Annotated in this window: 17 protein-coding genes; 6 read left to right on the top strand and 11 right to left on the bottom strand. The window is 44.5% G+C overall.

The annotated features are described in order from the left end of the window. Nucleotides 1-66: 66 nt before the first annotated feature. Together LF817_RS00270 and LF817_RS00265 are read left to right on the top strand one after the other, a co-directional pair. Nucleotides 67-657, top strand: coding sequence for a class I SAM-dependent methyltransferase (locus LF817_RS00270; RefSeq protein WP_253933753.1), 591 nt, complete (start codon nucleotides 67-69; stop codon nucleotides 655-657). A 225-nt stretch (nucleotides 658-882) separates the two neighbouring features. Further along, a complete protein-coding gene (locus LF817_RS00265; RefSeq protein WP_253933752.1) occupies nucleotides 883-1,137 on the top strand; it encodes a DUF2164 domain-containing protein in 255 nt (84 codons plus the stop codon). A gap of 374 nt (nucleotides 1,138-1,511) precedes the next feature. On the opposite strand, the gene LF817_RS00260 is transcribed toward LF817_RS00265, so the two are convergent. The 10 genes from LF817_RS00260 to LF817_RS00215 form a co-directional block, all read right to left on the bottom strand. Then, entirely contained in the window at nucleotides 1,512-3,626 is a 2,115-nt protein-coding gene (locus tag LF817_RS00260) for a heavy metal translocating P-type ATPase (RefSeq protein ID WP_371924978.1), read from the bottom strand. Continuing rightward, nucleotides 3,601-3,966, bottom strand: coding sequence for an ArsR/SmtB family transcription factor (locus tag LF817_RS00255; RefSeq protein ID WP_253933750.1), 366 nt, complete (start codon nucleotides 3,964-3,966; stop codon nucleotides 3,601-3,603). The genes LF817_RS00260 and LF817_RS00255 overlap by 26 nt, the downstream gene beginning before the upstream one ends. A 199-nt stretch (nucleotides 3,967-4,165) precedes the next feature. Further along, a complete protein-coding gene (locus tag LF817_RS00250) occupies nucleotides 4,166-5,884 on the bottom strand; it encodes a methyl-accepting chemotaxis protein (protein WP_253933749.1) in 1,719 nt (572 codons plus the stop codon). Then, nucleotides 5,881-6,828 carry a BMP family lipoprotein gene (locus LF817_RS00245; RefSeq protein WP_253933748.1) on the bottom strand — a complete coding sequence of 316 codons (948 nt, stop codon included), beginning with the start codon at nucleotides 6,826-6,828 and terminating at the stop codon, nucleotides 5,881-5,883. The genes LF817_RS00250 and LF817_RS00245 overlap by 4 nt, the downstream gene beginning before the upstream one ends. 118 nt (nucleotides 6,829-6,946) lie before the next feature. Continuing rightward, nucleotides 6,947-7,624 carry a VOC family protein gene (locus LF817_RS00240; protein WP_253933747.1) on the bottom strand — a complete coding sequence of 226 codons (678 nt, stop codon included), beginning with the start codon at nucleotides 7,622-7,624 and terminating at the stop codon, nucleotides 6,947-6,949. A gap of 754 nt (nucleotides 7,625-8,378) precedes the next feature. Next, nucleotides 8,379-9,389, bottom strand: a complete 1,011-nt coding sequence (locus LF817_RS00235) for an LLM class flavin-dependent oxidoreductase (RefSeq protein ID WP_253933746.1) — start codon at nucleotides 9,387-9,389, stop codon at nucleotides 8,379-8,381. Nucleotides 9,390-9,475: 86 nt separating this feature from the next. Continuing rightward, nucleotides 9,476-10,753, bottom strand: a complete 1,278-nt coding sequence (locus LF817_RS00230) for an efflux RND transporter periplasmic adaptor subunit (RefSeq protein WP_253933745.1) — start codon at nucleotides 10,751-10,753, stop codon at nucleotides 9,476-9,478. 12 nt (nucleotides 10,754-10,765) lie between these two features. Next, nucleotides 10,766-11,440, bottom strand: coding sequence for a hypothetical protein (locus LF817_RS00225; protein WP_253933744.1), 675 nt, complete (start codon nucleotides 11,438-11,440; stop codon nucleotides 10,766-10,768). A gap of 125 nt (nucleotides 11,441-11,565) precedes the next feature. Continuing rightward, nucleotides 11,566-12,948, bottom strand: a complete 1,383-nt coding sequence (locus tag LF817_RS00220; RefSeq protein WP_253933743.1) for an MATE family efflux transporter — start codon at nucleotides 12,946-12,948, stop codon at nucleotides 11,566-11,568. Then, nucleotides 12,949-13,398 (bottom strand): MarR family winged helix-turn-helix transcriptional regulator, encoded by a 450-nt coding sequence (locus LF817_RS00215; protein ID WP_253933742.1) that lies wholly within the window; start codon nucleotides 13,396-13,398, stop codon nucleotides 12,949-12,951. Nucleotides 13,399-13,542: 144 nt separating this feature from the next. Here LF817_RS00215 and LF817_RS00210 point away from each other — a divergent pair, with 144 nt between their 5' ends. From LF817_RS00210 to abc-f, 4 genes are all read left to right on the top strand, one after another. After that, nucleotides 13,543-14,484, top strand: a complete 942-nt coding sequence (locus tag LF817_RS00210) for a diacylglycerol/lipid kinase family protein (RefSeq protein WP_253933741.1) — start codon at nucleotides 13,543-13,545, stop codon at nucleotides 14,482-14,484. A gap of 152 nt (nucleotides 14,485-14,636) precedes the next feature. After that, nucleotides 14,637-15,101 (top strand): MarR family winged helix-turn-helix transcriptional regulator, encoded by a 465-nt coding sequence (locus LF817_RS00205; protein ID WP_253933740.1) that lies wholly within the window; start codon nucleotides 14,637-14,639, stop codon nucleotides 15,099-15,101. A gap of 61 nt (nucleotides 15,102-15,162) precedes the next feature. Next, the gene (locus LF817_RS20315; RefSeq protein ID WP_305882198.1) at nucleotides 15,163-15,270 is read left to right on the top strand and encodes an RAxF-45 family protein; all 108 of its coding nucleotides are present in this window, start codon (nucleotides 15,163-15,165) and stop codon (nucleotides 15,268-15,270) included. Between the two features lie 93 nt (nucleotides 15,271-15,363). After that, nucleotides 15,364-17,184, top strand: a complete 1,821-nt coding sequence (gene abc-f / locus LF817_RS00200; protein ID WP_253933739.1) for a ribosomal protection-like ABC-F family protein — start codon at nucleotides 15,364-15,366, stop codon at nucleotides 17,182-17,184. A gap of 961 nt (nucleotides 17,185-18,145) precedes the next feature. Here abc-f and LF817_RS00195 read toward each other — a convergent pair. Further along, nucleotides 18,146-19,237: an SDR family oxidoreductase gene (locus tag LF817_RS00195; protein ID WP_253933738.1), complete on the bottom strand. Its 1,092-nt coding sequence runs from the start codon at nucleotides 19,235-19,237 to the stop codon at nucleotides 18,146-18,148. Nucleotides 19,238-19,294 lie beyond the last annotated feature (57 nt).

Genomic DNA, 19,294 nt, shown 5'->3' with positions numbered 1-19,294 from the left:
AGGGAAACCATTTAAACTGCATGAATATGTAAAAACGGGGGTAGGTAATAAGAGGAGGTGGAACATATGCTGACGCATCAATTCGAACAGCCCAAAGGCCGGATAGGAAAACTGATCGGCCGTTTCATGGCTTATGAAAATAATGAACTAAACAATTGGACGCAATCCTTTTTGAATATAGAGAATGGAGATACGGTGCTTGAGGTGGGATTTGGTCCCGGAGAAGGACTCACTACGCTTGCAGAAAATTATCCAGCTTCCGATTTGATAGGGATCGATCCTTCGGAAGCTATGGTGGATATGGTAGTGAAAAAGCTGCATGAAAAAAGGGGAGACCAGCAGTTTCTTCTCATTCATGGGAAGGCGGAAACGATTTCCTCTGTGAGACAGCCGATAGATAAGGTGTATGCAGTGAATAATGTCACCTTTTGGGGTAACCCTGTGCAAAGGCTGAGTGAGATTCGTCAAAGAATGGTCAAGGGAGGAAAGATCGCTCTTACACTTTGTCCGCATGAAGAGGGAGCGACAGATGATACGACTGAAGTGCTCGGCGGGCAGTTGACCTCCTTGCTGCAAGATGCGGGGTTTCAGCAAATCGAAGTCTTTATTAAGCCGACAGAACCGAACAATACCGTATGCGCTGTCGCTATGAATTGATACATGGCTTATTTAATGTATGGGGTGACAGTACATGGTGAGACCGGAAGGCGTTAGCCTGACCACCTGGAAAGAGAGTGATTTCCCGGACCTTCAACCGCAATTTTTGTCACGGGAACTTCCTGAAACCAGCTTCCACTCTTCACGATGACAGAACGGTTTCAGTAGGATTTCCTCCTTAAGTTTAGGATGTGCTAATATAGAATCATCCAGGGAGGGAAGACGATGATCAAAACGTTGACTAAAGAACAAAGAGAATACATGGTGGAACGCATTCAGACTTATTTTGAACTGGAGCGAGATGAAGAAATAGGTACGATTGCGTCAGAGCAGCTGCTGCAATTCATGATCCAGGAGCTCGGTCCTTTTATGTATAACAAAGGGATAAACGATGCCCGTCAGATGGTAGAACAGAAGGTAGTGAACCTTGATGAAGACTTATTATCGCTAGAACGTCCATCAGGTCATTCTTCCCGATGATTTCTCTTAAATGTTTACGATAAAAACGAATTTCCCCTTCAAAAAAAGGAAGGGTATTGATAAGTGAGTTATTCAACAATATGGTAGGATACTTGAAGACTTGAATTCGAGACATTGGGTGTGTGGATCAAAGCGGCGGGGAATGACTCGCTTTCCGTGGAAGCTCACCACATGCCCACGGAAAGCGATCCGTTTTCTAAAGCCACCATATCCTCATACAAAAGTCTCGAAACTAAGTATTAAGAATAGGGTGCTTATTTGATATCAACACGGAACTTTAACATAGCTTAAATGAAAAAACGCGTGAAATCAGTCTTAGAATACTGATTTCACACGTTTTTTGTTCAGAGGTTGTTTTGTCCTGCCTCTTAGTTTCAACGATGCTTTAATAATCGCAAACTATTTAAAGTAACTAAAATAGTAGCTCCCATATCAGCAAATATAGCGATCCAAAGCGTCAGCCAGCCAGGAATGACGAGAAGCAGCGCCACGAGTTTGATCCCAATGGAAAATGTAATATTCTGCTTGATGATGGAAAGCGTATGGCGGCTGAGACGAATGGTGAACGGAAGTTTCGATAAATCGTCCTTCATGAAGACGATATCTGCCGTTTCTAAAGCGGTATCCGTTCCCGCACCTCCAAGTGAAGTGCCTATGTCGGCTGTCGCAAGGGCTGGTGCGTCATTCACGCCATCGCCGATCATCATGATTTTTCCGTATTTCTTTCGGTATTCTTCAATCGCTTCCAGCTTCTGCTCAGGCAGGAGTTCAGCTTGATAATCAGTGATCCCGATTTCTTCTGCAAGGGACTGGGCGGTTCTCTTGTTATCACCAGTCAGCATGGTCGTACGATTGATCCCTATTTCATGCAGACGCTGAACGATTTCGCGGCTTTCTTTCCGCACACGGTCCTTACTGGCTAATAAGGTGTGCAGAGCTTCTTCTGTGCCAGCGGCAATTACAGTATGGCCTTCTGCCTGCCACTTCTCGATCAACGATAATTGATCCTCATCCAAATGACCGTGGAAAAGAGAAGGGGAACCTACATAGTATGTCTTTCCGCTAATTTGACCCATTACCCCTCTCCCTGTCATTGACTCAAATTCCTCTACAGGAAGGTTGTAATTGGTTGAATCACTCTCGGCCTTTTTGACAATAGCCGAAGCGAGAGGGTGGTGCGAGTATTTTTCGATCGCAGTAATCCACGCCATGTTTTCAGCTGGATTCCCTTGATAGTGGTGAACATCCGTAACTTCAGGAAATCCTTTCGTCAAAGTACCTGTTTTATCAAAGGCGACCGTTTGTATCGTGCCGGCTTGCTCCAAGTAAACACCGCCCTTGATCAATACTCCGTTTTTTGCGGCATTGCCGATTGCCGTCACGATTGATACGGGAGTAGAGATAACTAAAGCACATGGGCAGCCGACGACAAGCACGGCTAAACCTTGGTATATCCATGTAGACCACTCAGCTCCCAGTAAAAGGGGCGGAAAAACAGCTGTAATTACAGCTACAACGATGATCGCAGGCGTGTAATAATGAGCGAACCGATCCACGAAATGCTGAGACGGGGCTTTTTCAGACTGTGCCTTTTCAACCAACTCAATGATTTTAGCAAGCTTTGTATTTGAGGAAGTTGAAGAAGCGGTTACTTCCACGTATCCGTGCTCGTTTAAGGTCCCAGCGAACACCTCATCTCCCACTCCTTTTTGTACAGGAATGGATTCTCCGGTAATCGCGGCCTGGTTGAAGGAAGAGTTCCCTAATGAAATTTCTCCATCGACAGGGATTTTCTGGCCGGGTTTAATGAGCAGTGTGTCGCCTATAATAATTTCTTTTGAGGCTATTTCCTGTTCGACTCCGTTGCGTCGTACGAGAGCTCGGTCCGGCGCCATGTTAAATAAAGTTCTAATAGATTCACGGGCTTTGTTCATCGAATTTGCTTCCAAAGCTTCACTGATCGCAAAAAGAATGACGACTACAGCAGCCTCGCCCCATTCTCCTAGAATCGAAGCTCCGATAATAGCGAGCGTCATTAATGTCCTCATATCGAAAGTAGCCCGGGTGAGATTTTGCAGACCTGTAATGAATAGTCTGGTTCCTCCTGTGAGGATGGCAGCTATGAATAATCCCGTTGTATAAATGGATGGTTCACCTGCAGTCCAGAGCACTGTATAAGCCGCGATAAGGAAAAATGCAGCCAGTAACTCCCGAAAATATTTCGAGAAAAAGTGAGGGGAGGGAGCAGGTGATTCCGACTGATCCTCGCGAACGCTTAATTTTTCAAAAGCGCCTGCTTTTTCCAGCTGTTTGACAGTAACGTCACCTGAGACCGTGATTTTGGAGGCGGCAAAATTCACCTCAGCATGATCCACCCCTCGAATATTCTTGACGTTTTTTTCAAATGTCCCCGCACAGCCGGCACAAGAGAAACCTTCTACGTAGTACGTTTTTTCTGTTTGTTCAGACATGTGCACCACAACCTTCATTTAATTGAAAAGCCATAGTTACCATCTGTTTCACCGTAGGGTCAGCCAACGAGTAATAAACTAGCTTGCCTTTCTTTTGCTGTTCCGCTAAACCGAGCTTCCTTAAGTGTCGTAGATGATGGGACGCGGTAGCGGATGAACCACCGATGATGTTAGCCACATCACATACACAGAGTTCATCTTCGATCGTAAGCGCAAAGGCTATTTTAAGACGCGTCTGATCCGCCAATACCTTGAAGATTTCTGAGGCATTGGGCTGAAAGTGCTGATCTATTTTGGATTGGACATGATCGACTGTGTCCTGGTGGATACATGTTACGTCACATGTTTCTTTAGGCATATTCATTCCCCTAACATTCAAATGATTGTTTGATTATATTATATTCAAGTGGTCGTTTGAATGTCAATGTCAGCCCGCCTTTTTTTGCTGCCCCTTTGTGGCTTGTCCGCCATTATGAAATCGTTATTCATGATGATACAGTATGGTCGCGGCCTAATTTATGGTAATAAAAAAAGCCGCGGACTGCGGCTTCTTCATGTTAACTAGCTTCAGCTCGAAAATTTTCCGTTTGAAGCGGTTCAACCGTGGCATTTTCATCTTGGATATCCCACTGAAAATGCTCCAGATGCTGATTCAATTCACTAACCATATATTCGAGATCGTCGGCTTCCTTCCTCAGCTGGTTGAACGCGTGCTGTTGTTCTCCCGCACTTGCTGAGATTTCCTCCGTACCGGCTGCCGTTTGTTCGGTGATGGCACTTACGTTTTCTATGGATGAAGTGACCTGGGAGCTTTGTGATTTAGATTCAACCATCCCTTCTACAAGTCCATTCAGCTGTTTGTAAATAGCGTCGACTTGCGTGTGAATCACTTTAAATGATTGTTCTGACGCATCAAGGGACTGGTGCTGTTGTTTTGTAAGCTCCATGGTTTCATGCATTTCTTTTTCAATGGTGGTGACACCGGTTTTGATTTGCTGGACCATCGTTGAAATCTGTCCGGTAGCTTTTGTGGATTGGTCAGCAAGTTTTCTAACTTCTTCTGCTACGACTGCAAAACCTTTCCCGTGTTCACCGGCACGGGCCGCTTCGATCGCAGCATTCAATGCCAGCAGGTTTGTCTGCTCAGCGATATCATTCACAAGCTTAACCGTCACTTCAATTTGGTCGGTATAGCCGATAAAATCATTCACCGAGTTCTCGACGTTGGTGATGGATTGAGTGTTTTTTTCCATGACAACTCGCTGATCTTCAATAGCAGATTGACCGTTTTCTGCGGAAGATAAAGCTTGCGTGCTTTTTTCGGAAGCTTTTTTACTTTCTTCCGTATTCATCTCAAAGCTGCGGTTCATATTTTCCATCAAGGAAGCGACGTCCTGAATATCCTGAGAAATAGACTGACTCCCCTGGGCAAGCTCATCAGTGGAGCTAGTTACCTGTTCGGTCACCTCAGACAGCCCGTTCATTTCATGATTAAGTTTAGAGCTGAACTTCTCTACATTATTTCCGATACGATGCACCGATTGCATCGTAGAGGTAAGGTTTCTGATCATAACCTGAAATGCCTGCTTGAGCTGCCCGATCTCGTCTTTTTCTTTATCTGACGTTTCAATCCTGGTCGTTAAATCTCCTTCTGCTACACGAGAGGCTTGCCTTGCCAGTTCCTGTAATGGTTTGGCGATTGATTTAGTCAAGCGGGAAGTGGAGAAGATAGAGCTGGCGATCAAAACTACAGCTGCTGCAACCGCAAATAATATCAAACTGCGGATATCATCCGCTTGAGCTGCCACTTTGTTGTCATACCATGCTTGAGCTTCTCTTTGCAGCATATACATGTCGTTGATGATGCCTGAAGTACGGGAAGCCTGGCGCTGCACTTCGTTACGGTCTTCACTCTCAAGTGCAGCTGCTGCGGTTTGCTGCCAATCTGCATATTTACTTTCGGCCTGCTCATACCATTGTTCCTGAGCTGGCGTCTGAACCATAGATTCCAGGCTCCCAAATGCTTCATCTGTTACTTCAATTTGAGTAAGAGCTTCATCCTTCGTAGCAGCGGAAGGACTGAAGCCATATGTATCTAATGCTTGTTCCACAGAAATAAGCTGGCTGTTCACTTCCTTACCTTCTAATAAAAATTGCACATCCTCATTAGTAGAGCTTTCAAAGCTGAACATCTGGAAAATTATATAAGAGATAAGCAATAAAACTAACAGCAACGGAAGCAGTGTGAGCGTATATAACCTTTTGCCTATTGTCATTGGGCAACCTCCTCATCCATACGGTTCTGCTCTTCATCAGTCAATTCAATCAGACGGATTGGCGCAAGACCGACACCTTCTTCCTCAATGCCGAGTTCCTTTAAGCCACCTTCTAAAGATTCACCTTCCACGAGCTGAGCCATTACATCATAAAGAGCAACATTCAAGTTTTTAATCATTGAAGATACGACAGCATCTTCTGCGACATAGTATTGATCACTGTCAGCGCCGAATGCGTAGATCCCTTGTTTTTGAGCCTCTTTCATCACACCGACACCTGTAAATCCGGCGGCGTGGAATATGTAGTCTGCCTCTTTTTCTACCATAGATCCAACGATGTCAGCGCCTCTTTTATCATCATCGAATGTCTGCGCATATTCGATCAGCACCTCTGCCTCTGAATTGACTTCAGCCACACCATCGCGAAAACCTGTTTCGAAACGTTCGACCACCTCAATCTGTTCCCCGCCGACAAAACCGACCACATTCGACTCTGTTTTCATGCCGGCAAGCAGACCAATTAAATAACTACCTTCATCCTCTTTAAACGTGATTGATGTCACATTTTCGAACTCTGAAACGGCATCAATCAACACATAATGCTGCTCAGGATACTTTTCAGCTAACGCATCTATGGAAGCCTGCGAATCATAGCCGAGCCCGATGATAACATCATGTTCCTGATCAATTAATTCTTCCATGTCTTCTTCAAAATCTCCTTCAAAAGGTTCTCGATAATCGAATGTGATGCCAAGTTCGTCCCTGGCTTGCTCCAGTCCTTGAAATGCCGAGTCGCTAAACGAATCGTCACCAAGCCCGCTTTCTGTAACGAGCAGGCCGGCACTGATGCCATCAGCTGCACTCGCAGACTCTGTTTCCCCTTTACTACAACCCATCAACGCTAAACATAAAATGATGAAACCGATCCATCCTCGTTTATTCATGATGCCCCTCCTCCTATAAGATGTCTGACAACCTAATTATCGGTTAATTTTGGAAAAAATTAAGTTTTAGAATCTAAAAAAGAGCGATGAAATGAATCATCGCTCTTCTTATGGTCATCTATAATTGGAAGGTATCGAAATGAACAAATATGTGCTGCCCTTTAGTGAGGATAAGCTCCCCGTTTTGTAACGGCCAACGATAGGTCAATTGGGAAGGCTCTTCCATGTTTTTAAGCTGGAACGTGTGTACGAGTACTTCTTTATAGCGTTCAATTTCCTCCGTCCCTATGGACAGTGACTGGAACTTTTCTGCATTAATGTCGGAAGCCTGACTGGGTTCATTTACACCTTCCCATTCGATCAGGAAAGGGAGAGGAGGGAGGCCGGCTGGTCCTTTAGGAAAAAGCATCCTCCATTTTAAAACCGAACCATCCGGCCGCATCCTTTCACCTGGAAATGGACCAGTATACGCTATGTTCTGTGATCGGAAATAGCTGATATATCCATCCATATCGGTAGTACGCAGCGCAAATTGAAAAGGGCCCATATTACCTTGGTCAAACGTTTGTTTAAACTGCTGAATCAGCGGATTATCTGATTGAGAAGCTGTATCGGGATGCTGTAAGCCTAACCATTCGATATAATTCCGGTTGGAAAAATAGGATAATTCATTGAAGGTGCCCCAGTTTTCATGATGTCCGCCAGGAACCCCGGTCAAGTTATATTTCTCTGTCAGCTGTCTCCGGTCATCGAGGGGGTTTTCGGAAGCAACAACGATATGGTCAAAAGCAAGCATTTGAACCACTCCTTAAGATGTTATGGGGTGTTTTCCCTTTTAGATTTGTTTTGTTTTCATCTCTCGGATAACCCAGCGACCAGCTGACTATACGAAGAATTAAGTTACCTTTATTGGAAGGCTCAGTTTAAAGATTTTAGAGCTGTTTCCGTGACCACTCATAGTGCTTGAAGGTCCGTTAAACCACTCGCTTTCCATGGGCGTACGGTGAGCTTCCTCGGGCTAGCGCCCCCGGGATCTCACCCTGTACTTTCATCCCATAGGAGTCTCGCAATTTCCCGGACCTTCTTGCGCTTGTTAGGTTCACGGAAACCCCTGAGACAGTGCTTTGAGTGAAGTACAGCTATTTTGAGTGGCAACGACAAGTCGTCCCATTTCCAATACCCCATTACAACAAATTATTCTTTTCATGGCTACATGTTTACTGGACTGAGCTGGCGGAGATAAAGGGAACAAGAACAAAGTGATTCGATGTTGATATACCAGGCTCGTTAGTCACTAAGCACTATAGCAGGAATACGCGGCTTAGATGAGAATTCAAAAGTCTTTTCTATTCCAATGCCAGGGGGTTCGTTCTTTCCATTTCGCATGGGGTGGTTGGGAAGCTTTCGAGACTCCCGTGGGAGAAGGATGTAGGCGAGATCCCACAGGGCTGCAAGCCCGAGGAAGCTCGCCACTTCCCCCACAGGAAAGCGAGTAGCTTCCCAATCATCCCCCACTTTCATTACGGCAACGAACCCCGGTTTTCTCGAAATCAACTACGTCTTGTAACAGAACTTAATTGAAAAGCTTCCGCTAATAGTCGATATGATGTTAATCGTGCTTCGAACGGAGAAATAATAGTATTAACAATTACTTCATCGACTTTATAGTAGGCAGCCAATTCTTCGATATCTTCTTTCACTTTGTCAGGCGGCCCGACTATGATACGGTTTCTATTTTCTTGGATTTGCTTTTCTTCATGCCACGTATATGAATAGTTCAGGGCGTCCTCAGGTGTCGGGAAATTATGACGGATACCGCCCTGTTCTATTTTTAATATAGCCAAGTCAAGACTTCCGGCCAAATATTCCGCTCGCTCCATTGTTTCGGCGCACACGACGAATACGGATACGTTCCCGGACGGTTTTTCCTGTTGGATTGATGGGGAGAAATAATCGTAATACCGCTGCATCGCTTTCGTGCCTCCATGACCATTGATGAAGTGAGCGAAGGAATATGAAACTCCGCAGTCAGCAGCTACTCTTGCGCTCGTACCGCTTGAACCGAGCATCCAAATCGGCGGGGTCGTCTTACCTTGAGGTGAAGCGTGAATCCCCATGTCATGAGGATCATCTCCATGCAGGTAGGCGATCAGTTCTTCTACTTGGGCGGGGTAGCCTTCGATAGAAGGGACTTCTCCCCGATTCAAAGCCAGGTTTACGTTTGGAACTCCCCCCGGGGCGCGTCCTACTCCGAGATCTATCCTTCCCGGATACAGCGTCTCGAGTACGCGGAAGACTTCTGCGATTTTAAAAGCACTGTAATGGGGAAGGAGAATCCCTCCCGTTCCGATGCGGATATTTTTTGTTTCATTGGCCAAATGAGTGACTAGAATTTCAGGTGAGGAACCTGCGAGACTGGTCGTGCTATGATGTTCTGATACCCAAAAACGGTGATACCCGAGCTCGTCAGTTAATTTGGCAAGCTCTGTTGTTTGCTGAAGTGCGTCTTGTGGTGTCATCCCTGATAAAATCGGGGATTGATCGAGTACGCTTAATTTCATGAGATAGTCCCCTTTAACCGATAATCTACTATATCCACTATATATCGTGGCACGAGGCTATCTATTTTGCAAAAGCTTTGCTAGTTTTAGCGATTTAGAAGGCCGAGCAGAATCTTCTCTTTCATTTGCGCGCTGAAATTCTGGAAGATTTCTTTATATTTCAGGTTTTGACTATCGATAGGTGTGATGAAAATTGTTCCATCTTGAAATTGGTCTTTGCGTTCCTTTGCAAGCTGGGCAGGATAGTCGAGTCCATCAATGATTTCTACTTTGTCATCTTCTTGAAGTCCTGTCTCCAATGTGCGTTTTCTTAAGATACCTTCATTCGTCATTTCCCAGGCATAAAGATTTTTATCGGTGACAAGTGACTCCTCAAAGGCCGTAACAGCTTCAAGTGACTGGTCGGTGATCACTTCCACGTCCGCGTGGTATCCAGTTTTGACTTCATCATCGATATCCGTCAAAGCAATTTCAAATGGGTATTGGCTTACTTTGTCTACATGGGTGTGTTCTGATACGGAAGAGAGTTGGTCAATCGTGCCTGTCAGTTCCACCTCATCCAGGCCATCTGTCCTGATTCTGGCTTCCATATCTTCCTCAATGACTTTATGATCCTCTTCATTGACCTCTCCTTCGAGTTTCAACTCTGCAGAAGACAAGGTCAATAGCGGCGACTGTAAATTTTCAGAGCGTTCAGTCACAAACCCATCTATTGCGCTGGTCACTGTAATTGTCTGGCCGGTGGTAGTAAGCTCATCCAGCTGGTCTTCCACCATAGTCAATTCGGCTTCTTTCTGGGAACGTTCTTTTTCCTGGGCAGCGATTGCTTCCTCTTTGAGCAATTCCGCTTCAGCTGTAGAATTTTCTTCTGCCGTTTCCTCAAGCTCGTTCTCCAGGTCTTCCTCTTCTTCCAGTTCACCAAAAGGATTGAAGGAAGTATCGTTACTGCTTTCTTCTTCGATTGTGTAATTCTCTAATTCGCTCACATATGTATCAATGGCGTCTATTTCGCTTTGAATCTTTGCAGCAGTTTGCTCGAGTTCCGTGGATTGCGCTTCGTAATCAACGACTTCGTACGAGTACAATTCATCTCCTTCATTCACTTCATCTCCGACTTTGACTGAAAACTCCTGGAATGCCCCGGTTTGTTCGTCGAAATAAACGGGAGATGCATCTGCAGATGAGAATACGCCGCGCAGTTCAATGGTCTCCTCAAGGTCAGAAACGAAGGTTCCTGACCATTCTGAGACGAAAGATTTTCTTTCTACTTTTTGCTGGGAATCGAAATATAGTAGAAGGCTGTTCGCAGCCACAAAGATAAATACGCTGATCCCGATCCACCAAGTTTTGCGTGATGATTTCATAAGCTTCATCCTTTAAGAGAGAAGTAGTTGTACTATTGTTGTGTCAAAATAGGATAATGCAGCTGTTCCTGCAAAAAGGAGCAGGTTCCAGAAAATCACTCCTGTTACAACCCACCATTTTCTTGAATTCGATATAAAGATGGCTGATTTGATTTGCAGCCAGATAATGATGAATTGAAATAAAGAAACGGAGCCGAAAAAGTAAATGACCCAATCCAGGGAGGTAGTATAAGAAGCAATGATCCCTAAAGAAAGCGGGGAGACATACCAATCCAGTCCTAAGTACACCATAAATGGTATCCAGGTCAGCCGTTCGATAAGCATGATCAGCCAGACACTCATTTGGACGACCATCATCTTCTTATAAGGGAGATCGAATAAAAGCCAGAATATGAACGTACTGAGAAATATCGTCCCTAGCATTAAGGTTAATCCAGTAAGCAGTCTTCCTAGTAAAAACCATACTTTATGGAATTCGTAATCGTTGCGGCTGAGCTGATTTACACCCGTTGATAATGGGTCAGTTCCAAGGCCGATCCACGCTGCCGCCGCATATGTAAGTAGTGTAAGCATTACTAATAATAATAAGGAAAGCCAGACACGGCGGATACGTTCAGCTTTGCGTAAAACGAATAATTGATCGTGCCGCCTAAATAATAATTTGAATAATTGAATCTTGTAGGTCAATACCAGTCACCCTTTATGAATACGTCTAGTCCTAAGTGTAACTGAATTCTATGTTTCTTTCTATCAATTTTTATCATTTATTGGTAAAAAATGCCGCCCTTATATTAACAAGAGCGGCCCTTTATTCAGGAAGAGCTGGGAACTGGTTTATAGTCGGCAGGATCTTTCTTTTTAATAAAAAATAGATGACGGTCACCATATAAAAAGTAGACTGATAGAGTGAATGCCAGGACGTCAGCTATCGGAAAAGCGAGCCATACTCCTGTTACACCGAAAAAGTGCGGCAGAATCAAAACGAGCGGAATCAAGAACAGCACCTGTCTAGCCATAGAAAGAATCAAAGCGGGTTTGGCTTTTCCTAAAGCTTGGTATAAACCACCACTTACAACTTGCACACCGATTAACAGCGAGGCTGCAAACATGATTCTTATCGCAAACGAACCTTCATCAATGACGGCTGGATCACCACTGAATATCCGCATGAGTAATTCTGGGAAGATCATCATCACGGCAAAAATAACGCCGGAGACGATGGTGACGACTTTCATACCGAGTACGACAGTTTCGCGCAGGCGATCGTGGAGATTGGCTCCATAGTTATAACCGATAATCGGCTGCATGCCTTGAAGGACTCCAATCATCGGCATAATCGTGAACATCGTCAGCTTTTGCACAATACCGAAGACGCCTACTTCAAAGTCGCCGCCAAATTTAATGAGCATAAAGTTGATGGCGATCATCATCGCACTGCCGGAAACTTGCCGGATAAAGGCAGGAAAGCCAATGGTAAGTGTCTCTTTGATGACAGTATACATAGGCTTCAAGTTTGCGAGTCTCACTGTTAAAGATGATTTTCCCGTAAGGAAATAACGCAAGATGACCACACTGACCGATGCTTGAGAAATGACGGTAGCTAATGAAGCGCCTTGTACCCCCATATCTAAACCGAAAATGAAAATCGGGTCGAGAATGATATTCAACACCGCGGGGATAATCATTGTCATCATAGCAAATTTAGAGTTGCCTTCGGACCGGATGATGCTGTTCGTCGTAAATGCTAAAGAGAAAAACAAGGAGCCAAGCATAATAGGAAACAAATAATCGACAGCATGCGGTAGAATATCAGGCGTTGCTCCAAAAAGGATAAGCAGAGGTTCCATAAAGGTGAAGGCACCAATGAACCCGATGAAGCTGACCGATACGATCATAAACAATACGTTTCCAAATACCTTGTTCGCTTCTTCCTGTTTATTTTCACCTAATCGTCTCGAGATGACAGAGGCTCCCCCGATGCCGACAGCCGCCGCAATAGCCATGATAATCATCATGACAGGGAATCCGATGCTAACGCCGGCCACTCCCTCAATCCCAACTCCCCGAGCGATGAATAAGGTGTCAACTACGTTATAAAAAGCCATGACAAACATCCCGATCATTGCCGGAAGTGAAAGGTTCAATAATAGCTTAGGAATTGGTTGAGATTCTAAGCGTTGACTTTGTTCTTTCATTTATTTCCCTCCCCCGTGAGCGTCTGGCCGCATGTTTTGCTGGATTTTTTTCATAAGGGAAATCATTACGTGCTGCTCTTCTTTCGTAATTCCTTCTCCGATTTCTTCTTCCAATTCAAGGACTACCGACCAAATCGTCTGTTCCAGCTTTTCTCCTTTATCCGTCAGGTGGATGACTTTGGTCCGTTTATCTTCCTTGCTGGATTCTTTCGTAATACACTCATTTTTTATGAGCGATTCAATGATGCCATTCATGGAAGATGCTTTAATGTACAATCTATTTTGCAAATCGGTTTGATTCTGTGAGCCGTGGGCGGATAAAAAGTAGATGACTTTAGCCTGTGAGCTGGTCAATCCATACTCACTCAGTTTTCTGTTATATTTGTTTTGTATAAAATGGGAAATAACGTTGAAGTTATATCCTAGCAGTGGTTCAATTTCACGTTGCATAAATTAGTTAGCCTCCTAAGTAAATATAAGTATAATCTGTTTAGAAGAAAAGGTAAACCTATTTGTTTGATTCATATAAACGTTTCAACCAGAGGGAATAGGGCAAATATATAATAATGGATTGCATTCAAAGGAGGTCGTATGATGCCTCGTTATCAACGTGGGTTATTTATATATAATGGCAATGCGGGCAGTGGAGAACTGGATCAGAATCTTGCCCAGACTCTCCCTGCTCTTACAAAAGAGATCAAAGAGTTTCAAGTGATACAAACGGAAACGCTTGAAGAATTCAAGGAAACTTGCTGTGATTATGGTCCGGAAGTGGACGTTCTGTTCATTATGGGAGGGGATGGCACTGTCCACGAATGTATTAATTGTCTGGCAGAAATCGAGAATCGCCCGGTTATCGGCGTCCTTCCTGGAGGGACAAGCAACGATTTCAGTCGAGTACTAGGTACTCCGCAGCAGATGCAGCAGGCGGCACAAGCAGTCATTAATGGAGAGGAGATGTCCATTGACGCAGGGCAAGCCAACGAGCATTATTTCGTGAACTTCTGGGGAATAGGGCTGGTGACAGAGACATCATCGAATATTGATTCTCTGCAAAAGGACCGTTTCGGTGTTATAAGCTATTACATCAGCGCGTTTAAAACAATGAATCAAGCAGACTCCTTCCATTTTACGCTGGAAATTGACGGTGAAAAGATTCAAGATGAAGCTGTAATGATCCTTGTCATGAACGGAAGATTCATAGGAACACAGCAAGTACCGATGCCGGAAGCTCGCCCGGATGACGGGCTGCTTGATGTGCTGGTCGTAAAAAATTCGAACCTGACCTTGTTCAAGGAACTTCTCTCTATGAATAAGCCTTGGTCGGATCCTAAAAATCACCAGGAGCTGATGTACAGGCAGGGAAGGGACATCAGGATTGATGTCGAAGTGGAGCAGGAAGTGGATATGGATGGTGAAATCAAAGGATCTACACCGGCTCATTTGGAAGTTCTTCCAGACCATTTCACTTTCTTGGTGCCGGACCCTGCACTTGTGAAAAATCTCCCTAAAGTAAATAATAAAGAAACGACTTGAAGCGCTTCATGAACCTAAATGATAGCGTTTTGTGAGTCACTTGCAGTTTTAGATCAAGGGGATTTCTATACTGGGTCAGGAAACACCCTTTTGAAAGGGCTTAAAGTTTGATATATTAAACCTAACTAGAGGGTTTTGAGAGGAAGAGAATAATGGACGAACAAGAATTATACCAAGTAAAGAAACAGGACCCATCCCTTAAACTATTCGTTGTGCTGTCAAAAGCCCACCGTTCAATTGCTGATCTCGTAAAAGACGATATCCAGGGGCACGGGTTGAATCCTACTGAATTCGGAGTGCTTGAACTGCTTTACCACGAAGGGGATCAGCCGCTGCAGAAAATCGGTGAGAAAATATTATTAGCGAGCGGAAGTATCACGTATGTCGTTGATAAGCTTGAGAAAAAGGGACTGATTGATCGAGTTCCCTGTCCTAACGATCGCAGGATTACCTATGCGGCGATCAATGAAGAAGGAAGAGCACTGTTAAACGGTATCTTTCCTGATCATTGGAAACAAATCGAAAAAATCACGAGCGGCCTGACAGAAGATGAGAAGAAACAAGCTATTGATCTGCTGAAAAAATTAGGTACGCACGCCGATCTGCAAAAAGGATAGTAACGCTTTCACTTTTCATGTATACTGTAATATAACTAAAGACGAAAAGGAGGGTATGAAGATGTTATCTAAGCATGTGATTGATCGTGAACTTTTATATATCAACCGTGCGCTTTTTCATGATGAAACTGTACAAGGGACAAGTATGTCCAAATATACAGTTGAATAGAAAAAGATAACGTCTCATATCTGATTATCATCGGTAAAATAAAGTCAGGGGTCTTGAGGCCTCTGGCTTTTTTTGTCTTTAGGAGGAAGAACAATGAATATTACATTAAAGAAAGTATATAAAATTATCGGCGGAAAGGTTTTGTTCGAATCACTGAATTTCGACATTATGGAAGGTCAGAAGCTGGGACTTGTTGGACGAAATGGCTGTGGTAAGTCGACGCTTTTTCGGTTGATCACTAAAGAAGAAAGTATTGACGGCGGAGACATTTTTATTAAAAAAGGTTTAACTATCGGCTATTTGAAACAAATTCCTGATATATATGAAGGTTCAGGGCGAGAGTACTTGCAACAAGCTTTTTTACATCTATCCGAAATGATGGTTGAAATGAAAAAACTTGAGGAAGCCATGACCGACCCGGAACAGATGGAAAAAGCGTTATTGAAATATGGAGAACTCCAGGATCGTTTTGCCGATTCAGGCGGCTACGAAATGGATGCAATGATTGAGCAGGTAGCGAATGGGCTCCAAATCGGTGAGATGCTCGACCAGCCGTTTACCCATTTAAGCGGCGGGGAGAAAACGAAGCTCTCGCTCGGAAAGATTTTACTTGAGAAACCGGATGTCCTGTTGCTGGATGAACCGACGAATCACCTTGACCTGCATGCCATAGAATGGCTGGAGCAGTATTTACAGCAGTATCAAGGGTCTGTATGCATCATTTCCCACGACCGGGAATTCCTTGACCATACTGTCCAGACGATCGTTGATTTAGAAGACGGGGAGTGCGAAGTGTATCGTGGCAACTACAGTTCGTTTGAAAAGCAAAAAGAAGAAAAGCTTCTCGTCGAGTTTCACCAATTTCAAGAACAGCAGAAGAAAATCAAGAAGATGAAAGAAGCGATTCGCCGATTGAGACAGTGGGCCAATGAAGCGAATCCGCCAAATGAAAAACTCTTCAAAAAGGCGAAAAGCATGGAACGAGCACTGGAACGTATGGAGAAATTGGAGCGCCCGAACTTGGATCCTAAAAAGATGAATCTTGAGTTGAAAGCAGAAGGGCGCAGCGGTAATGATGTCTTAGCTGTGCAGGGCGTAAGCAAGTCTTATGAAAGAAGACAGGTACTGGACGATTTGACTTTGACCCTCAAGTACAAAGACCGTCTGGCGATTGTTGGAACGAATGGGAGCGGAAAATCCACCCTTGTTAAAATATTAATGAAGCAGGAAGCTGAAGATCGAGGTGAGGTTCGCTCAGGAAGCTCCGTTACAATTGGTTACCTTGCGCAGGACCCGCTGCACGGCGTCGATGAAAATAAGCGGCTGATCGACCACTTCCGTGATCAGATCATTGTGACGGAAGGGCAGGCCCGCCATATGCTGGCAGCTTTCATGTTTTATGGGTATGATGTATTTCAGAAAATTTCCCGGTTAAGCGGCGGGGAGCGGATGAGACTGAAACTAGCAGTGTTCATGCATAAAGGCATCAATTTCCTTGTGCTTGATGAACCGACGAACCACCTCGACATCGAATCCCAACAAGTATTAGAAGAAGCACTTCAGCGATTCGAAGGGACAGTCATCGGAGTTTCTCACGATCGTCACTTTTTGAATGAGTGTTTTCCAGAAACTGCATACCTGGTCGCCGGGCAGCTTCATCGGTTCTTAGGGACGTACAAGGAAACCAGACATAAGTGGGAAGCTATTCTTGAAAACAGTGCTGAAGCGAAAGCAGCAGTTTCTGATGAAGAAACTTCAGCAGAAAAAGACCAAAGGAGCTATGAAGAGCAAATTGAAGAGCTTGAACTGCAGTTGGAACAGGCGGGTGGCGAGGACGCTGGAAGTCTGAAAGCGAAGCGCAGTCACATTCAAGGGAAAATCGACCACCTGTATAAGTTGTGGATAGAAAACTAAAAGAAGCACGGCCTGTTGCCAGGGCCGTGCTTTTTTTTGCCATTAGCTATATTAAACACCGTTGTTGATTTTTAATTTCATTCAGGCTCTGTTACGTCCTATAGGCTCCATCCCTAATGACAAACCTCTGTTCCATACCCGTGCTGACATTCATATAAGCTTCCGAAGAATCAGTTTAGAGATTTTCGGCCTGTTTCCTCCACAAAAATAGTGCTTGAAGGTCCAGGAAATCACTCGCTTTCCGTGGGCGTACGGTGAGCTTCCTCGGGCTAACGCCCTCCGGGATCTCACCATGTACTGTTCTCACATCTCTTACACGTCAATTCGTCTAGAGCCGTAAATCAGTTCATAAGCCTTAGGTGGGACTGTCCAGCTCCAGCGCTTAGCGGCTATTGAGACTTCCTTCACTTCTGTACGATAAGTCAATATCGAATCACTCCGTTCTTCGTGTTTCCTTTATGTCCGTCAGCTCAGTCCAGTCCATATGCCGCTGAACGAAGCGCTTCCGCTTTTACAAAAGGAGTCTCGCAATTTCCCGGACCTTCTTGCTTTTGTGAGGATAACGGAAACATCTTATGTGGTGCTTTACATAAAAAATAACTGCTTTTAAGTGATAACCAGCGGGACTTCTGTATGCAAGAAAACGCTTGGAACTACCTCGAAGTGCAGGAAGTTTTAAAACTAAATGCTATATCCAGAGCACTGGAGTTTAATGCTCTTACTATTACTATGAAGGTTCTTTTTTAAGCGATTTCGAGAAGCACATCTATAGTGAGAGGCGGCGGGGAATGGGGAGACTCCTGTGGGAAGAGAGTGCTGGGTGAGATCCCGCAGGACGGGACGTCCGAGGAAGCTCACCGCGCTCCCACGGAAAGCGAGTCATTCCCCGCCGCCCTGATCCACTCACCCAATGTCACGAAATCAATTCTTCCACAATTATTCCATATCATTGAAGAAGCAGCTAAAAAATAGACACGTGTTTATCTTGTTCTTTACGATGAGCCTCATAATAACGAACTAACGCCGGGATGTAACTGGCTAAATCAGGACAAGTAATCTTCGTTCCGCTCAAATCAGCAATGGTGTTGTCCTGATTGTATTCACTTTCACACGTAAAGTAGTCGAGCGCCTGCTTTTGCAGACCGGTGAATTTCCGGACCGGTTGGACGGCAAGCCCAGCTTTTGCTACAGGCAGGGGGAGGGTAAGTCTAGGATGCCGGTTCAAGAAAGCTTCCGCGAACATCTCGTAAATTCGTCGTGCAGAATAAGGGGAGGGGTCTGTTAAATGATAGGTTTTCCCGATGCTCTTATCATGGTGGGCAAAGAAGGTCGAAGCTTGAATGACATAATCCTGAGGGACAATATTGACTAACGCCTGTCCCTCTCCAAAGTACGGAAGAATAGGGGACTGCCTGATCCGGTGGAATAAATTCAAGATGAAATATGGACCGTCAAATTTCATCGTTTCTCCAGTGATGGAATGGCCGACGACAATGCCTGGCCTGATGATTGTGGAAGGGATATCCGAAGCCTGGACAATTCGTTCGGCTTCGTATTTCGTATATTCATAATGGTTTTTAAACCCTGCGTCATGCCAGAGCTCATCTTCATAAATCAACTCTTCGCGCCGCCCGGAAACAAAAGCGCTGCTGAAATATATAAAATGCTTCAAACGGCGCCCTTTTTGCAGCCATTCCATTACATGGCGGGTGCCATCTACATTAATCTGCCACGATCTTACGAAAGGAGCGGCTAGATCATACAAAGCAGCGAGGTGAAAGAAGTGGGTTACTTTATGTTGAAGTTTTTGTGATAAAAAGGGCTCTAAACCAAGGATTGGCTTCGTGATGTCTCCTTCCACCAATTGCACTTTTTCCGGATTGACAATCCCTTCAGCTATCAATTGATTCAACTCTAGATGAGCAGCGGTTTTTACCGCAGGCAAGTGCAGTAAATAGACACACTCCGCTGGATATTCTTTGTCAGCTATTTCTTTAAGAAGCTTTGTAGCCAGGTATCCGGGAAAGCCTGTAAACATATATGTATTCCCCATAGTATAACTCCTCCTCTTCTTTCTTTATAAATTCGCCCGATCGTTTCATTTTTCCTG

Origin of the sequence: Halobacillus sp. A1 (genome assembly GCF_024189295.1) — a bacterium.
GTDB lineage: Bacteria > Bacillota > Bacilli > Bacillales > Halobacillaceae > Halobacillus_A.
Note: the sequence above shows the minus strand (reverse complement) of the source record. Positions and strands in the feature narration are given on the sequence as shown.

What these genes read in the sequence shown, in the direction of transcription:
- abc-f (WP_253933739.1), top strand. Translation starts at nt 15,364, where the DNA reads ATGAATATTACATTAAAGAAAGTATATAAAATTATCGGCGGAAAGGTT.
- LF817_RS20315 (WP_305882198.1), top strand. Translation starts at nt 15,163, where the DNA reads ATGTTATCTAAGCATGTGATTGATCGTGAACTTTTATATATCAACCGT.
- LF817_RS00205 (WP_253933740.1), top strand. Translation starts at nt 14,637, where the DNA reads ATGGACGAACAAGAATTATACCAAGTAAAGAAACAGGACCCATCCCTT.
- LF817_RS00270 (WP_253933753.1), top strand. Translation starts at nt 67, where the DNA reads ATGCTGACGCATCAATTCGAACAGCCCAAAGGCCGGATAGGAAAACTG.
- LF817_RS00240 (WP_253933747.1), bottom strand. Translation starts at nt 7,624, where the DNA reads ATGCTTGCTTTTGACCATATCGTTGTTGCTTCCGAAAACCCCCTCGAT.
- LF817_RS00215 (WP_253933742.1), bottom strand. Translation starts at nt 13,398, where the DNA reads ATGCAACGTGAAATTGAACCACTGCTAGGATATAACTTCAACGTTATT.
- LF817_RS00220 (WP_253933743.1), bottom strand. Translation starts at nt 12,948, where the DNA reads ATGAAAGAACAAAGTCAACGCTTAGAATCTCAACCAATTCCTAAGCTA.
- LF817_RS00195 (WP_253933738.1), bottom strand. Translation starts at nt 19,237, where the DNA reads ATGGGGAATACATATATGTTTACAGGCTTTCCCGGATACCTGGCTACA.
- LF817_RS00265 (WP_253933752.1), top strand. Translation starts at nt 883, where the DNA reads ATGATCAAAACGTTGACTAAAGAACAAAGAGAATACATGGTGGAACGC.
- LF817_RS00245 (WP_253933748.1), bottom strand. Translation starts at nt 6,828, where the DNA reads ATGAATAAACGAGGATGGATCGGTTTCATCATTTTATGTTTAGCGTTG.
- LF817_RS00230 (WP_253933745.1), bottom strand. Translation starts at nt 10,753, where the DNA reads ATGAAATCATCACGCAAAACTTGGTGGATCGGGATCAGCGTATTTATC.
- LF817_RS00210 (WP_253933741.1), top strand. Translation starts at nt 13,543, where the DNA reads ATGCCTCGTTATCAACGTGGGTTATTTATATATAATGGCAATGCGGGC.
- LF817_RS00260 (WP_371924978.1), bottom strand. Translation starts at nt 3,626, where the DNA reads ATGAAGGTTGTGGTGCACATGTCTGAACAAACAGAAAAAACGTACTAC.
- LF817_RS00235 (WP_253933746.1), bottom strand. Translation starts at nt 9,389, where the DNA reads ATGAAATTAAGCGTACTCGATCAATCCCCGATTTTATCAGGGATGACA.
- LF817_RS00250 (WP_253933749.1), bottom strand. Translation starts at nt 5,884, where the DNA reads ATGACAATAGGCAAAAGGTTATATACGCTCACACTGCTTCCGTTGCTG.
- LF817_RS00255 (WP_253933750.1), bottom strand. Translation starts at nt 3,966, where the DNA reads ATGCCTAAAGAAACATGTGACGTAACATGTATCCACCAGGACACAGTC.